We start from the raw sequence: 14,675 nt of genomic DNA on the forward strand, positions 1-14,675 counted from the left end.
GCCTTTGAGCTCCGCTCAACCCCTAGGCGGGAGTGCGAAACCCGCCGGCCTCCGCGCCCCCGAGCACCTCAGGCCGTCAACCGATAAGCCTTCATCTTCCGATAAACCGTAGCCCGCGAGAGACCAAGAATCTCCGCCGCCTTAGACCGATTCCCGTCAGCCTCCCGCAACGCCTTCCGAATCGCTTCGAGCTCCACGCGCTCGATCATCGACAACACCCGAGTCCCCTGCATGGCCTGCGGCAGATCCCCCGGCAGCACGGCTCCGCGCTTGCCGGTGAGCGAGAGCTGTTCGAGCACCCCACGGAGTTCTTTGAGGTTCCCCGGCCACCGGTAGGTCCGCAGCAGTTCGAGCGCGTCAGCCCGCAGCTCGAGCCCCGCGCCCGGGGCGAGTTGCTCGGCGAACACGTGCCAGAGCGCCGGCACGTCGGCGATGCGGTCGCGGAGCGGCGGCACCCAGAGCACGGTCATGCCGAGTTTCGCGCCCTGCTCCTCGGCCTCCTCGCGGGAGGCGGCCGAGAGGGTGAGCAGCACCGGTCCGCGCCCGGTGGTGGTCTCGACGAGCGACCGCACGCCGGCGATGGTGTGCGTGTCGAGGGTCTCGACGCCACGCACGATGACGGGTGCCGACGCGGTGAGGCGCTCGGACAGTTTCTGCAGCCACTTGCGGCTGCCGGTCACGTGCCGCTCGGCCGCATCCGTCACGAGACCCTGGGTCACGGCCGATCCGGGCCGGAACGGCAGCCCGAGCGCGAGCGAGGCCTTGCCGGTGCCGGGCTCCCCGGCGATGATGAGCGGCCGGCGCGACTCGCGGTGCCGTGCCACCTGGTGCACCACCGACAGCCACTCCGGCGAGCGCCCCACCAGCTGCGGCCGGGCGGGTCCGATGCTCATCGTGGTGTTGCGGCGCTCCCGGTCGAGCACCACGATCACGCCGGCGCCGCCCTCGAGGGCGGTGACCGTGAGGTCGGCGGTGCCGCTGGAGAGGTCGACGGCGAAGCGCCCCGACCGGGGCTCGGCGGTGGTGAGCTGCTGGATCAGGTTGAGGTCGGCCACGGTGAGCCGCCCCGCCTTCTGGCTCTGCATGACGAGTCCTTGCGGCCCGAACGCCACGACCGGGCCCGCTTGGGCGCGCGCGGTGTCGAGGAAGGTGTTGAACATCAGCCGGGCCGCGGGTTGCTCGACGTCGAGCACCTGCTGCTCGAGCTGCATGGTGACGGAGTTGATGAGCGGCCGCAGCAACCCGCTGCGCTCGGAGATGTCGCTGGAGATGGTGACCACGGCGAGCAGCTTGCCGGTGATCGGATGCCGCACCGGCGAGCCGGTGCACACGGCGCTGCTGTAGAAGTCGGCGAAGTGCTCGACGCCGGAGATCTGCACGCTCTTGCCGGTGGCGGCGACGGTGCCGACCCCGTTCGTGCCGACCACGTCTTCGGCGAGCACGGCGCCGCGCACGGTGCCGAGCCGGTCGAGGTGGTCGAGGGCGTTGTGGTCGTGCGACCAGCGTTGCAGGATGCGGCCCTGCGAGTCGGCGAGCAGGAGCCCGAGGCCGGTGCCGTCGAGGTCGTCGGAGACGCGGGTGAGCGGGGCCTGGAACATGTCGAGCAGGTGGGCGTCGAGCAGGTCGTCGGCGACCAGCGGGACGTCACGGATGTTGCTCGGCACCCCGATGGCCGCTTTGGACCGCTGCCACGACTTCAGCAGCTCGGGATTGACGGTGTGGGTCGGGGCATCCGCGGCGAGGAAGTCGTCTTTGACCCCCTGAACGCGGTCTGCGTCGAATTGGAGAGGCACGAGGAACTCCTAGGGTCTGTCCGCGGACTCGGACGACGCCGGGTGTCTCGTCGTCGAGAACGTCGGACCGGTCGGGTGCGTGCACACCGGGTGGGGTGATCGAACCGGTTGGGTGGAACGTATCGTCATCTTCATGGCTCCTCGGTGCGAGGTCAAGTCACAGCTAGATTGCGATTTCGTCGTCGCGGGCGAGGGCGTCGCTGGCGTGCAGACGCTTCGTGTATTCCAGGATGGCCAGCTCACCGGCGAGCTGGATGTGGTGCTCGCAGGCGAGGCGGGCGGCGGCCGGGTCGCGGTTCTCGGCGATCTCGCGCGCGATCTGCCGCAGCTCCTCCATCGAGAGCGCCACGCGGTGCTCGTCGACGAAGGCGTAGCGGCGGAACAGACCGATGCGGGTGTGCACTCCGCGGAGGTCGTTCTCCAGCACCGGGTTGGCGGCTCCGGCGAGCAGGAGGTCGTAGAACTCCTCCTTGCTCTCCTCACGCGACTGCACGGTGCCGTGCAGGTAGCTCTGCTCCATCGCCACGATCAGCTCGCGCATCGCTGCGGCCTGCTCGGGGCGGGCGCGACGGGCGAACAGCTCTCCCGCGAGGCCCTCGAGCACCCGGCGCACCTCGTAGAGCGACTCGATGTCGCGCTTGGTGAGCACGGTCACGATGGGGCCGCGGTTCGGCAGCATCGTGATGAGGCTCTCGGTCTCGAGTTGCCGGAGGGCTTCCCGGATGACGGTGCGGGAGACCCCGTAACTGTCGCAGAGCGCGCTCTCGAGCAGCCGCTCGCCCGGCGCGAGCTCGCCCTCCAGGATGTCCTCGCGCAGCTGCCGCACCACCTGTTGGCGCAGGGGTGCTGCGTGACGTTCGATCTTCGTTGACGGCATCCGCTTCTTTCCACTGTCTCAATTCGATGCACCGGTGCATCCTCGCGGTCATTGCATCGTACCGTAATACGAGATGATCGTGACACGCTCACACGGATGTGAGTGAAAGGACGCAGACGATGACCACCCAGACGACCTCGCGGCCGCAATCCACCGACACGGTGACCCTTCGGGATCACACCGTTCCCGTCGGGCTCTACATCGGAGGCGACTGGCTCCCGGTCGACGAGACTTTCGACGTGGTCGACCCGGCCACCGGCAGCGTGATCGCGCGGGTCGCCGACGGCGGTGCGGCGGACGCCCTCGCCGCCCTCGACGCCGCCGCCTCGGCGCAGGAGGCGTGGCGCGCCGTGCCGCCCCGCGACCGCGCGAACCTGTTCCACCGCGCGCACGCCCTGCTGCTCGAGCGGGCGGATGCGATCGCCGAGACGATGACGCTCGAGAGCGGCAAGCCGCTGGCCGAGGCGCGGGGCGAGTTCCAGCTCTCGGCCGACTTCTTCCTCTGGTACGCCGAGCAGGTGGCGCACCTGCACGGCACCTACGCCGAGGGGTCGCACGGCGGCTACCGCGTGATCACGACCCACCAGCCGGTCGGGCCGTCGCTGCTCATCACGCCCTGGAACTTCCCGCTGCTGATGATCGCCCGCAAGGCCGGCGCCGCCCTCGGCGCAGGCTGCACGGTCGTGGTCAAGTCGGCCAAGGAGACGCCCCTGACCGGCGCGCTGTTCGTGGAGGTGCTGCACGACGCGGGCTTCCCGCCCGGTGTCGTGAACCTCATCCACACCACCCGCTCCGCCGATGTGTCGGCCGCCGTGATGGCCGACCCGCGCCTGCGCAAGGTGAGCTTCACCGGCTCGACCGGGGTCGGCAGCACCCTGCTGAAGCAGGCGGCGCCGGGCATCGTGAACGCGTCGATGGAGCTCGGCGGCGACGGCCCCTTCGTGGTGCTCGAGGACGCCGATGTCGAGCTCGCGGCGAAGCAGGCCATCGTGAACAAGTTCCGCAACGCCGGGCAGGCCTGCGTGGCGGCCAACCGCATCATCGTGCACCGCGCGGTGGCCGACGAGTTCACCCGCCGCTTCGTCGAGCTCACCAAGGCGCTGCGGGTCGACGACGGCTTCTCCGACGCGGTCGACGTGGGGCCGATCATCTCGGCGAAGCAGCGCGACGGGGTCGCGTCGCTCGTGGCGCAGCTCTCGGCGATCGACTCCGAGCTCCTCACCGGCGGTTCACCGGTCGACCGGGAGGGCTTCTTCTTCGAGCCCACCGTGTTCAAGATCAACGACCGCGACAACGACGTCTGCAACCAGGAGCTGTTCGCGCCCATCGCCACCATCTACACGGTCGACTCCACCGCCGAGGCCATCCGGGTGGCCAACGACACCAGCTACGGCCTGGCCGCCTACGTCTTCACCCGCGACCTGTCCCGCGCCATCGCGGTGAGCGAGCGGCTCGAATCCGGCATGGTGGCGATCAACCGTGGCATCATGGCCGATCCGGCCGCGTCGTTCGGTGGCATCAAGTCCTCGGGCCTCGGCCGCGAGGGCGGGCACCACGCGATCGACGAGTTCCTCGAACCGAAATACCTCGCCATCACCGTCGATGAGACCGCAGGACTGGAGTAGAACCGTGACGAGCACCACCGCATCCGCCCCCGAGATGGGCATCCTGCGTCAACCGAAGACCGTGCTGTTCGGGCCCGGCAAGCGGCACCAGATCCCGCACATCGTGCGCCCCCTCGCCTCGCATCTGCTCGTGACGACGGATGCGCGCATGGCCACCACGCCCGAGTTCCTCGAGATCGTGGCGGCCATCGAGGCCACCGGTGTCGACGTGTCGATCTACGCCGAGGCCGAGCCCGACCTGCCGCGCGAAGACGTGCTGCAGGTGATCGAGCGGTTCGGGCACACCGAGATCGACGCCATCCTCGGCATCGGCGGCGGCTCGTGCATGGACCTCGCCAAGGTGGTGTCGGTCGTGCTCGCCAACGGCGGCGACGTGCGCGACTACTACGGCGAGTTCCTCGTGCCGGGGCCCGGCGTGCCGGTGATCACCGTGCCGACCACCGGCGGCACCGGCGCCGAGGTCACCTGCATCTCGGTGGTGTTCGACACCGACCGCGGCATGAAGGTGGGGGTCGCGAGCCCGTTCCTCGAGGCGCACACCGCCGTCATCGACCCCGAGCTCACCCTCACCTGCCCGCCCGGCCTCACCGCGGCGACGGGGGCGGATGCGCTCTCCCACCTGGTGGAGGCGTTCACCGGTCGCATCAAGAACCCGTCGGCCGACGACCTCGACACGAAGCTCTACGCCGGCAAGAACCGGCTCACCGACGTGTTCGCGCGGAACGGACTCGCGCTCCTCAACACGTCCCTCGAGGCCGTGGCGGCGAATCCGTCCGACCTCGAGGCGCGGGCGGACACCATGTTCGCCGCGTACAGCGCCGGGATGGCCATCAACACGGCCGGCACCGCGGGGGCGCACGCGATCCAGGGCTCGGTGGGCAACCTCACCCACACGCCGCACGGCTTCGGCATCAGCGCGCTGCTGCCCTACGTCATGCGGTTCAACCTGCCGACGCGGGTGGCGGAGTTCGCCGAGATCGGGCGGCTGCTCGGGGTCGCCTCGGCGTCGTCGCCGTTGATCGAGCAAGCACACGCCGGCATCACGCGCATCGAGGCGTTGCTCGCCGCGATCGGCGCACCGCTCGATGTCGCGGCGCTCGGCCTCTCCCCGGACGACTTCGGCTTCGTGGCCGACCAGGCGATGCTCGCCACCCGCCTCACCGCGAACAACCCGCGGGAGCTGACACGGGAGGCCGTGATCGCCATCCTCGAGCGCAGTCACGCGGGCGACCGCAGCTGGTGGGAGGTGTGACGCCCACGGCGGGGCCCTCGGCGCCGCCCGCCGGGCCCGGGGCGGTCGTCGCGGTCGCCGGAGCGGGGTCGATCGGGGTCGCGTTCGCCGTGCTGTTCGCGGCGGCGGGGCATCCGGTGCGGGTGTGGGACGCATTTCCCGAGGTGTTCGATCGGGCGCGCGCCGACCTCGGGTCGCGGCTCGAGCTGCTGGCCGGGTTCGGGCTGCTCGCCGAGCCGCCCGCCGTGGTCGCCGGCCGAGTGAGCTTCGAGGCCGAGCTCGCCGATGCGGTGCGCGATGCCGCGCTCGTGCAGGAGTGCGCCCCCGAGCGGGTCGAGCTGAAGCGCGACCTCTTCGCCGCCGTCGCGGCGGTGGCGCCGCGGGATGCGGTGCTCGCCTCCTCGAGCTCGGCCATCACCCCGAGCACGATCCTCGCCGCTCTCGGTGCAGACGCCGCCCCGGCCGCGCACAGCGACCTGGCCCGGCGGCTGATCGTGGCGCATCCGGGAAACCCGCCGTACCTGCTGTCGGTGATCGAGCTGGTGCCCTCGGCGGCGACCGATCCGGCGGTGCTCGAACGCGCATCCGCTCTGTATCGAGGGGCCGGACTGCGGCCGGTGCACGTGCGCAAAGAGGTCGAGGGGTTCGTGTTCAACCGCCTGCAGGGCGCGGTGCTCCGCGAGGCGTACGCGCTGGTGCGCGACGGGGTGGCGACGGTCGAGGACATCGACGAGGTGGTGCGCTCGGGCCTCGGCCGGCGCTGGAGCTTCATCGGACCGTTCGAGACGGTCGACCTCAACACCCGCGGCGGCATCGAGTCGCACGCCCAGAAAATGGGGCCCGCCTACGAGCGGATGGGCGCCGAACGCGGCCAGCACGACCCCTGGACCCCGGAGCTCGTGGCCGAGGTGGTCGCCCAGCGCCGTGCCGCACTCCCCCTCGACGAGTGGGACGCCCGCGTGCGCTGGCGCGACGAGCAGCTCATGCGCCTGAAGCCCCTCTGGGACGCCCTGCGCTGAACCCTGCCCTCCTTGGGCCGAGGGCCGAGCGCCGCTCAGTGCCGCGCGGTGAGGGCGAGATCTCGGGAGATGGCCTCGGCCGCGGCGAGGAGGGCGGGCACGAACTCGTCGGTGAGACGCTCGAGCGGGGTCGCACCCGAGGTGGTCGACACGTTGATGGCGGCCACGACGTCACCGCCCCCACTGCGCGCTCCGCCCCGGCGCACGGGCGCCGCGACCGAGCGGAGGCCGACCTCGAGCTCCTGGTCGACGATGGTCCAGCCGCGGTCGCGCACCGCCTCGAGCTCGGCACGGAGCGCCGCCGGGTCGGTGAGGGTGCTCGCGGTGAACCCGGTGGGGTGCAGCGTCGCCAGGTACGCGGCGAGCTCGGCGTCGGGCAGTCCCGCGAGCAGCACGCGCCCCATCGAGGTGGCGTAGGCGGGGAATCGGGTGCCGATCGTGATTCCCACGGTCATGATGCGCCGCGTCGGCACCCGAGCCACGTAGACGATCTGATCGCCGTCGAGAACGGATGCCGAGGTCGACTCCCCGAGGTCGCGCGAGAGCCGCTCGAGGTGCGGCTGGGCGACTTCCGGCAGGGTGAGGCCGGAGAGGTAGCTGAACCCGAGCTCGAGCACCCGCGGGGTGAGCGCGAACAACCGCCCGTCGCTGCGCACGTAGCCGAGCTCGACGAGCGTCAGCAGAAAGCGCCGCGCGGTCGCCCGGGTGAGGTCGGTGACCCGGGCGATGTCGCTCAGCGTCATCTCCGGCTGCTCGGCCGAGAACGCCTTGATCACGTCGAGCCCGCGGGCCAGCGACTGCACGAACTGCCCGCTCGGGTCGGGGTGTCCGCCGTCGGATGCGTCACGCGGCTCGGCCATCGTCACATGCTACCGGCGCCTGCGCGCCCGCTCAGCGCTCGAGCACGACCGCGAGGCCCTGGCCGACGCCGATGCAGATCGCCGCCACCCCCACCCCGCCGCCGCGCCGCGCCAGCTCGTGCGCCACATGCCCGATGATGCGGCCTCCGGATGCGCCGAGCGGATGCCCCATCGCGATCGCCCCACCGTGGATGTTCACGATCTCGGGGTCGAGCTCGGTCCAGAGCTTCAGGCACGCGAGGCTCTGCGAGGCGAAGGCCTCGTTGAGCTCCACGACGTCGACGTCGGCCCAGGTCTTGCCCGCCCGGGCCAGCGCGCGATTCGCGGCCTCGACGGGCGCGATGCCGAACACGTCGGGGTCGTTGCCCGCCACCCCGCGCCCCGCGATGCGCGCGAGCGGTTCGGCGCCCGGCACCGCACCCTCGCCGCCGACGAGCACCATCGATGCCCCGTCGGTGAGGGGCGACGAGTTCCCGGCTGTCACCGAGCCGTCGGCACGGAACGCCGGCTTCAGCGGCGCGAGCGACTCCACGCTCGACCCCGCGCGAATGCCCTCGTCCCGCTCGAGTTCCACGCCCGGCACCGGCACGATCTCGTTCGCGTACACCCCCGCGTCCCACGCGGCGGCGGCGAGGTTGTGCGAGCGGGCGGCGAAGGCATCCTGCTCCTCGCGCGAGATGGCGAAGCGCTCGGCCAGGATCTCGGCCGATTCGCCGTTCGGGATGGCCCACTGCGCCGGCATCCGCGGGTTCGTGAACCGCCAGCCCAGGGTGGTGGAGTACATCGTCTCGTTGCCGGCCGGGTAGGGGCGGCTCGGCTTCGCGAGCACCCACGGCGCCCGGCTCATCGACTCGACGCCACCCGCCACCACCACGTCGGCATCGCCCGCCTCGATGGCGCGGCTGGCCTGGATGACGGCCTCGACGCTCGACCCGCACAGCCGGTTCACGGTCACCCCGGGAACGGATGTCGGGAGTCCCGCGAGCAGCACCGCCATGCGGGCGACGTCGCGGTTGTCCTCCCCGGCCTGGTTGGCGGCGCCGAGGATGACGTCGTCGACCGCGGCATCCGTGAGCCCGGGCACGCGGTCGAGGAGCGCGCGCAGGGTCGAGGCGGCGAGATCGTCGGGCCGCACGCCCGCGAGCCCCTTGCCGATGCGGCCGAACGGGGTGCGCACGGCGTCGTACACGTAACTGCCGGTCATGGCGTGTTCCCTCCTCGCGACCCGTCGATTTCGGCCCTTCCCGCACCGTTCTCGGGCGAAAAGTGACGGGTCGCGAGGGGGGTCGCCGCCTCGGGACGCTGATCGGTGAGAGTGAGGCCCGTGAGCTCACGGAGCTCATCGAGCGTGGTGTCGCCGAACACGTCGGTGACGGCGAGGCCGTCCGGCGTGACGTCGAACACGGCGCGGTCGGTGTAGATCCGGCTGACGCAGCCGACGCCGGTCAGCGGGTAGCTGCATTCGGCGACGAGCTTGGAGGTGCCGTCGCGTGTCAGGAGGTCGGTCATCACGTACACGTCCTTGGCGCCGATCGCGAGGTCCATCGCCCCGCCCACCGCGGGGATCGCATCCGGAGCACCCGTGTGCCAGTTCGCGAGGTCGCCGCGCTCGGAGACCTGGAAGGCCCCGAGCACGCACACGTCGAGGTGGCCGCCGCGCATCATGCCGAAGGAGTCGGCGTGATGGAAGTACGCCGCGCCGGGCAGTTCCGTCACGGGCTGCTTGCCGGCGTTGATGAGGTCGGGATCGATGCGGCCGGGCGCCGGCGCCGGGCCCATGCCGAGCATCCCGTTCTCGGTGTGCAGGATGATCTCGAGGTCGTCGGGCAGGTAGTTGGCGATGAGCGTCGGCGCGCCGATGCCGAGGTTGACGACAGCACCCTCGGGGATGTCGCGGGCGATTCGGGCGGCGAGCGTGTCGCGGTCGATGCCGGTCATGCCACCTTCTCCGCTCCCACGAACTCGCCGGCGGCGAGCCACGACCGCTCCCCCACGGCGACGACCCGGTCGACGAAGATGCCGGGCGTCACCACCGTCTCGGGGTCGAGGTCGCCGAGCTCCACCACCTCGTCGACCTGCACGATGGTGGTCGCCGCGGCGGCCGCCATCAGCGGGCCGAAGTTGCGGGCCGTCTTGCGGTAGACGAGGTTGCCCCAGCGGTCGGCCTTGAACGCGCTGATCAGCGCGACATCGGCACGGAGCGGCAGCTCCAGGAGGTAGTCCCGGCCGTCGATGGTGCGCGTCTCCTTGCCCTCGGCGACCAGGGTGCCCACGCCGGTCGGCGTGTAGAAGCCGCCGATTCCGGCGCCGGCGGCACGGATGCGCTCGGCCAGATTCCCCTGCGGCACCAGTTCGAGCTCGATCTCCCCCGCGCGGTATTTCGCGTCGAAGATGTACGAATCGGTCTGCCTCGGGAACGAGCAGATCACCTTGCGCACCCGTCCGGCGCCGATCAGCGCCGCGATGCCGGTGTCGCCGTTGCCGGCGTTGTTGTTGATGACCGTCAGATCGGTGGCGCCCTGCGCGATCAGGGCATCGATCAGCTCCACCGGCTGACCCGCTCGGCCGAAGCCGCCGATCATCACGGTCGAGCCGTCGCGGATGTCGCCGACGGCATCCGCGAGCCCCGCGCTCGTCTTCGAGATCACATCCGCCTCCTCGTGGTCTGCAATGTTCGCTCTGCGAACGGTTGTGCGTATTGTGACACTACCACGCCCGAGCACTCCCGTAAACTCCTCGCGACCCGTCAAAAATGGCCCTAGAACGCGTGTTCTAGGGCCAAAAGTGACGGGTCGCGAGGAGGGTCAACCCCAGGTGCCGGGCGGGGACGCGTACTCGGGCACCGGAGTGTAGGCCCAGTGCGAGCCGTTGCCGTAGTGACTGCTCGCCCACGGCGACGCCCAGATGGCGGCCTCGATCTGCGCGGTCGGCGCCGAGGTGCTGAAGCCCTCGACGATGGCCGCGTACCCGGAGTTGCCGTGCAACGCGTTGCCCACGTTCTGGGCGGCGGTGACGAGGTTGTCATAGCTGCCGAGGCCTGAGCCGCCGCCCGACCCCCAACCGTTGTTCAACGGGTTGTTGCGCAGCCACCAGTCGTCGGGGCCGTTCTCCTGGCGCATCCAGCGCAGCATCACCGTCACGTTCGACTCGCTCACCGGGAAGCCGGCGAGGTAGAGCACGAGCTCGGCCCAGTCGCGATTGGTGCTGCCCGAGGTGTAGGTCTCCAGGCCCGGGGCCGCTTCGTAACCGTCACGCGCGATCGCCGCAGCGACGGCGCTCTCGGAGACCGACACCGTCTGGTCGGCACCGTCGGCCGCCCACGCGTGCGACGCCGCCTCCGCGGCCGAACCGGCCTCGTCGGTGGGCGGAGGCGGTGCGAGTGCGGTGAGGGCGGTGAGAGCGAACACCGCGGCGCCCGCGCAGAGGGTGAGCACGACGCTCCGCGGGCGAGGTGCCCGTGCGGAGCGGTTGCTGGTGCGGAGGAAGAGTGAGGCCATTCGGGAGCGGTCCTGCGTCGCGCCCGGCACGGAGCGGCCGTGCCGAGATGGCCCACCCTACCAGCCGATCCGATATGCCGCCCGGGGCACTGTCGGAGGGGATACCCAGGGTTGGTCGACAGCTGTCGCGGTACACTCGGTCGCAGATGCCGCACACGACTCTCCGCCACGCCGACGCCGAAACGGTGCAGGATTACGTCCTGACCCGCTCCATCATGCGCTTCTCGCGGGGGGCACCGCCCGAGGAGTGGCAGTTCGAACACCGCGAGGTGCGGCTGGCGTCGGGGCCGCGATGGGACGAGAGCCACGCGTTCCTCTACGACTACACGCTCGCGCGCATCGCCGTCGCCGCCGATCGCCGGCCGGCCCGTCGGGTGCACGGTGCCCCGGAGTTCGTCGAGCACATCCTCGACTCGGTGCGGGCATCCGCGAGCGAATCGGCACGCCGGCTGTGGGCGGCGCGGCGGGCGGAACCAGCGGTGGCGCCGGAGGCCACGACCGTCGCCCTGGTCAGTCTGCTGCTCGCGCCGCCGGCGCGGGAGGATCGGCCGACGTTGATGCGCCGGCTCCCGCCGCCGTATCCGGCTTGACCACCCCCGATAGGGTTGACGTATGACGTCTGGTTCGGTTCAGCAACTCGAGCAGCCTCTGGTGCGCTTCGGTGATTTCTACCTCACCGAGCACTGGGTGGTGACGCCGCAGGGCAGCATCCCGCTCGCCGGCTGCCAGATCTCGGTGGCGAACTACACGCGGGTCGACCGCGTCATCCCGACCTGGGCGATCGTCGTCGCCATCGTCGGCCTGTTCGTCATCACGCTGTTCAGCCTGCTCTTCCTGCTGGCCAAAGAAGACCGGGTGAGCGGATTCGCGCAGATCACCATCTCGAACGGCGCGTTCACCTACCAGACCGGCGAGCCCGCCCAGTTCAACCTCGCGGCGCAGTTCCACGAGCTGCAGCAGCGCGCCAACTACGCCCGCGCCCTCATCGCCCGCGCCTGACCCCGCGCATCCTTGCGCAGGACTTCGGCCCGTTTTCAGGAGGCATCCGCCTGAAAACGGCCGACCGCCCGGCCGAAACCTGAGTCGCGCGCGGCCCACCGGACGCGACCGCGCGCGGACGCGCCCGCGCCGCGGCGGGGCGCGGGCGCCGCGGCGCGCCGGGGTGGGGTCAGCGCGGGGTGCGGGCGTCGTCGATGGCGCGGGCGACGACGGCGGCCGTCCACACGGCGGTGTCGCGGATGGCGCGTTCGGCCTCGGGTTGGGTGCTGCGGGCGCGGGCCGTCGAGTCGTCGGCGGGATCGGGCACGGGTGGACCTCCGGGAGCGTGTCGGGCCGCCGCGACGTCGGGTGAACGCCTCGCCGAGGGATAACGGCTGATCGGCCCGGGAATACGCTAACCCGCCCTGGCCTCGCCAACCTGCCGATCACCCGCTAATCACCCCGGCGGTCACCCGTGCCGTGGTCGCGACCCGCACCGGGGCGCCGCCCCGAGCGGGAGCCTCAGAGTGCGCAGTACTCCGCGAGGTGCTGCCCGGTCAGCGTCGAGCGCGCGGCGACCAGCTCGGCCGGCGCGCCCTCGAACACGACCCGCCCGCCGTCGTGCCCGGCACCCGGGCCGAGATCGATGATCCAGTCGGCGTGCGCCATCACGGCCTGGTGATGCTCGATCACGATCACCGTCTTGCCCGAGTCGACCAGGCGGTCGAGGAGCCCGAGCAACTGCTCCACGTCGGCCAGGTGCAGCCCCGAGGTGGGCTCGTCGAGCACGTACACCCCACCCTTCTCGGCCATGTGGATGGCCAGCTTCAAGCGCTGCCGTTCCCCGCCGGACAGCGTGGTGAGCGGTTGCCCGAGGCTGAGGTAGCCGAGCCCCACGTCGACCAGCCGCCGCAGGATGGCGTGCGCCGGCCCCGACCCGAAGAACTCCTCGGCCTCGGCCACCGGCATCGCCAGCACCTCCGCGATGTTCTTGCCGTCGAGGCGGTACTCCAGCACCGACGCCTGGAACCGCTTGCCGCCGCACTCCTCGCACACCGTCGCCACCCCGGCCATCATCGCCAGGTCGGTGTAGATGACTCCGGCACCCTTGCAGTTCGGGCACGCCCCCTCGGAGTTCGCGCTGAACAGCGCGGCCTTCACCCCGTTGGCCTTCGCGAACGCGGTACGGATGGGATCGAGCAGCCCCGTGTAGGTCGCCGGGTTGCTGCGTCGCGACCCGCGGATCGCCGTCTGGTCCACCGACACCACGTTCGCGCCGGCCGGGATCGACCCGTGGATGAGGGAGCTCTTGCCCGAACCCGCCACCCCGGTCACCACCGTCAGCACCCCGAGCGGCACATCCACGTCCACCCCCTGCAGGTTGTGGCGCCGGGCGTCGCGGATCTCGAGCACACCCGCGGGCGTGCGCACCGCATCCTTCAGCCGTGCCCGGTCGCCGAGGTGACGCCCGGTGAGGGTGTCGGATGCCCGCAACTGGTCGACCGTGCCCGAGAACGTGATCTCGCCGCCGTGCACCCCCGCGCGCGGCCCGAGGTCGACCACGTGATCGGCGATCTCGATCGTCTCGGGCTTGTGCTCGACCACGAGGACGGTGTTGCCCTTGTCGCGCAGGCGCAGCAGCAGCCCGTTCATGCGCTGGATGTCGTGCGGGTGCAGCCCGACCGTGGGTTCGTCGAAGACGTAGGTGACGTCGGTGAGACTCGAGCCGAGGTGTCGCACCATCTTCACCCGCTGCGCCTCACCGCCGGAGAGCGACCCGGAGGTGCGTTCGAGGCTGAGGTAGCCGAGCCCGATCTCGACGAAGGAGTCGAGGGTCTGCGAGAGGGTCGCCACGACGGGCGCGACCGAGGCGTCGGTGATGCCCCGCACGAACTCGGCCAGATCGCTGATCTGCATGGCGGTGCAATCGGCGATGTTGCGGCCCTGGATGCGGGACGACAGCGCCGCCGCGTTCAGCCGGGTGCCGTGGCACTCGGGGCAGGTGGTGAAGGTGACCGCCCGGTCGATGAAGGCGCGGATGTGCGGTTGCACCGAGTCGCGGTCTTTCGACAGGATCGACCTCTGCACCTTCGGCACGAGCCCCTCGTAGGTGAGGTTCATGTTCTGCACGGCCACCTTGACGGGGGCCTTGTAGAGGAAGTCGGCCCACTCCTCGTCGCTGTAGTCGGCGAGCACCTTGTCTCCGTCGAGGAAGGGCGACTCGGCGAAGGTGCGCACGTACCAGCCGTCGGCCGTGTAGCCCGGCACCGTGATGGCGCCGCCGTTCAGCGACTTCGTGCGGTCGACCAGCTGGTCGATGTCGATGTCGTTCACCTCGCCCAGCCCCTCGCAGCGCGGGCACATGCCCTCGGCGGCGTTGAACCCGAAGTGGAACGAGGGCCCGATGTACGGCTCGCCGAGCCGGGAGAACAGGATGCGCAGCAGCGCATTCGCATCCGTCGCCGTGCCCACGGTGGAACGCGCGTTCGCACCCATGCGCTCCTGATCGACGATGATGGCGGCCGACAGCCCGCTCAGCCCGTCGACGTCGGGCCGGCCGAGACTCGGCATGAACGACTGCACGAAGGCGGTGTAGGTCTCGTTGATGAGCCGCTGCGACTCGGCCGCGATGGTGCCGAACACGAGCGAGCTCTTGCCCGACCCGGAGACCCCGGTGAACACGGTGAGGCGCCGCTTCGGCAGGTCGACCGAGACGTTCTTCAGGTTGTTCTCGCGCGCTCCGCGCACCGAGATGAGGTCGTGGGAGTCGGCGGGGTGGCTCATGCACCCGATGG

The 14,675-nt window shown here is 70.9% G+C and carries 14 protein-coding genes; 5 read left to right on the forward strand and 9 right to left on the reverse strand.

Features of this window, described 5'->3' with window-relative positions; translation table 11 throughout:
* Positions 1-68 precede the first annotated feature (68 nt).
* A complete protein-coding gene (locus tag AC3WLB_RS21110; protein ID WP_492509414.1) occupies positions 69-1,793 on the reverse strand; it encodes a sigma-54-dependent Fis family transcriptional regulator in 1,725 nt (574 codons plus the stop codon).
* A gap of 163 nt (positions 1,794-1,956) precedes the next feature.
* Entirely contained in the window at positions 1,957-2,670 is a 714-nt protein-coding gene (locus AC3WLB_RS21115) for a GntR family transcriptional regulator (RefSeq protein WP_022896431.1), read from the reverse strand.
* Positions 2,671-2,789: 119 nt separating this feature from the next.
* Between AC3WLB_RS21115 and AC3WLB_RS21120 the strand changes: the two genes are divergently transcribed.
* The 3 genes from AC3WLB_RS21120 to AC3WLB_RS21130 are packed head-to-tail and all read left to right on the forward strand — an operon-like array spanning position 2,790 to position 6,545.
* Positions 2,790-4,295 carry an NAD-dependent succinate-semialdehyde dehydrogenase gene (locus AC3WLB_RS21120; RefSeq protein WP_492509416.1) on the forward strand — a complete coding sequence of 502 codons (1,506 nt, stop codon included), beginning with the start codon at positions 2,790-2,792 and terminating at the stop codon, positions 4,293-4,295.
* A 4-nt stretch (positions 4,296-4,299) separates the two neighbouring features.
* Complete coding sequence (locus tag AC3WLB_RS21125; protein WP_492509418.1) at positions 4,300-5,547, forward strand: iron-containing alcohol dehydrogenase; 1,248 nt, start codon at positions 4,300-4,302, stop codon at positions 5,545-5,547.
* Positions 5,544-6,545: a 3-hydroxyacyl-CoA dehydrogenase gene (locus AC3WLB_RS21130; protein ID WP_492509420.1), complete on the forward strand. Its 1,002-nt coding sequence runs from the start codon at positions 5,544-5,546 to the stop codon at positions 6,543-6,545. Before AC3WLB_RS21125 ends, AC3WLB_RS21130 begins: the two co-directional genes overlap by 4 nt.
* A gap of 35 nt (positions 6,546-6,580) precedes the next feature.
* Here AC3WLB_RS21130 and AC3WLB_RS21135 read toward each other — a convergent pair whose 3' ends face one another.
* The 5 genes from AC3WLB_RS21135 to AC3WLB_RS21155 form a co-directional block, all read right to left on the reverse strand.
* Positions 6,581-7,405: an IclR family transcriptional regulator domain-containing protein gene (locus tag AC3WLB_RS21135; RefSeq protein ID WP_492509422.1), complete on the reverse strand. Its 825-nt coding sequence runs from the start codon at positions 7,403-7,405 to the stop codon at positions 6,581-6,583.
* A 31-nt stretch (positions 7,406-7,436) separates the two neighbouring features.
* Entirely contained in the window at positions 7,437-8,609 is a 1,173-nt protein-coding gene (locus AC3WLB_RS21140; protein WP_022896726.1) for a thiolase family protein, read from the reverse strand.
* The gene (locus tag AC3WLB_RS21145) at positions 8,606-9,343 is read right to left on the reverse strand and encodes a 3-oxoacid CoA-transferase subunit B (RefSeq protein ID WP_492509425.1); all 738 of its coding nucleotides are present in this window, start codon (positions 9,341-9,343) and stop codon (positions 8,606-8,608) included. The genes AC3WLB_RS21140 and AC3WLB_RS21145 overlap by 4 nt, the downstream gene beginning before the upstream one ends.
* A complete protein-coding gene (locus tag AC3WLB_RS21150; protein ID WP_492509427.1) occupies positions 9,340-10,053 on the reverse strand; it encodes a 3-oxoacid CoA-transferase subunit A in 714 nt (237 codons plus the stop codon). The genes AC3WLB_RS21145 and AC3WLB_RS21150 overlap by 4 nt, the downstream gene beginning before the upstream one ends.
* Positions 10,054-10,209: 156 nt before the next feature.
* Complete coding sequence (locus tag AC3WLB_RS21155) at positions 10,210-10,902, reverse strand: hypothetical protein (protein WP_022896729.1); 693 nt, start codon at positions 10,900-10,902, stop codon at positions 10,210-10,212.
* A gap of 146 nt (positions 10,903-11,048) precedes the next feature.
* On the opposite strand from AC3WLB_RS21155, the gene AC3WLB_RS21160 reads away from it, so the two are divergent.
* A complete protein-coding gene (locus AC3WLB_RS21160; RefSeq protein ID WP_492509429.1) occupies positions 11,049-11,492 on the forward strand; it encodes a hypothetical protein in 444 nt (147 codons plus the stop codon).
* 22 nt (positions 11,493-11,514) lie between these two features.
* Positions 11,515-11,901 carry a hypothetical protein gene (locus AC3WLB_RS21165; RefSeq protein ID WP_022896731.1) on the forward strand — a complete coding sequence of 129 codons (387 nt, stop codon included), beginning with the start codon at positions 11,515-11,517 and terminating at the stop codon, positions 11,899-11,901.
* Positions 11,902-12,070: 169 nt separating this feature from the next.
* Here the strand turns inward: AC3WLB_RS21165 and AC3WLB_RS21170 are convergent, their stop codons facing one another.
* Both AC3WLB_RS21170 and AC3WLB_RS21175 read right to left on the reverse strand, forming a co-directional pair.
* Positions 12,071-12,208 carry a hypothetical protein gene (locus AC3WLB_RS21170; protein WP_022896732.1) on the reverse strand — a complete coding sequence of 46 codons (138 nt, stop codon included), beginning with the start codon at positions 12,206-12,208 and terminating at the stop codon, positions 12,071-12,073.
* 194 nt (positions 12,209-12,402) lie between these two features.
* On the reverse strand, positions 12,403-14,664 hold the full coding sequence (locus AC3WLB_RS21175; protein WP_492509432.1) for an ATP-binding cassette domain-containing protein: 2,262 nt from the start codon (positions 14,662-14,664) through the stop codon (positions 12,403-12,405).
* Between the last annotated feature and the right edge of the window lie 11 nt (positions 14,665-14,675).

The organism is Herbiconiux sp. FW305-C-125, from assembly GCF_058783455.1.

Excerpts from the sequence above, each read along its gene's own strand:
- AC3WLB_RS21115 (WP_022896431.1), bottom strand. The coding sequence starts at position 2,670 with ATGCCGTCAACGAAGATCGAACGTCACGCAGCACCCCTGCGCCAACAG.
- AC3WLB_RS21160 (WP_492509429.1), top strand. The coding sequence starts at position 11,049 with ATGCCGCACACGACTCTCCGCCACGCCGACGCCGAAACGGTGCAGGAT.
- AC3WLB_RS21135 (WP_492509422.1), bottom strand. The coding sequence starts at position 7,405 with ATGGCCGAGCCGCGTGACGCATCCGACGGCGGACACCCCGACCCGAGC.
- AC3WLB_RS21120 (WP_492509416.1), top strand. The coding sequence starts at position 2,790 with ATGACCACCCAGACGACCTCGCGGCCGCAATCCACCGACACGGTGACC.
- AC3WLB_RS21175 (WP_492509432.1), bottom strand. The coding sequence starts at position 14,664 with ATGAGCCACCCCGCCGACTCCCACGACCTCATCTCGGTGCGCGGAGCG.
- AC3WLB_RS21165 (WP_022896731.1), top strand. The coding sequence starts at position 11,515 with ATGACGTCTGGTTCGGTTCAGCAACTCGAGCAGCCTCTGGTGCGCTTC.
- AC3WLB_RS21140 (WP_022896726.1), bottom strand. The coding sequence starts at position 8,609 with ATGACCGGCAGTTACGTGTACGACGCCGTGCGCACCCCGTTCGGCCGC.
- AC3WLB_RS21145 (WP_492509425.1), bottom strand. The coding sequence starts at position 9,343 with ATGACCGGCATCGACCGCGACACGCTCGCCGCCCGAATCGCCCGCGAC.
- AC3WLB_RS21155 (WP_022896729.1), bottom strand. The coding sequence starts at position 10,902 with ATGGCCTCACTCTTCCTCCGCACCAGCAACCGCTCCGCACGGGCACCT.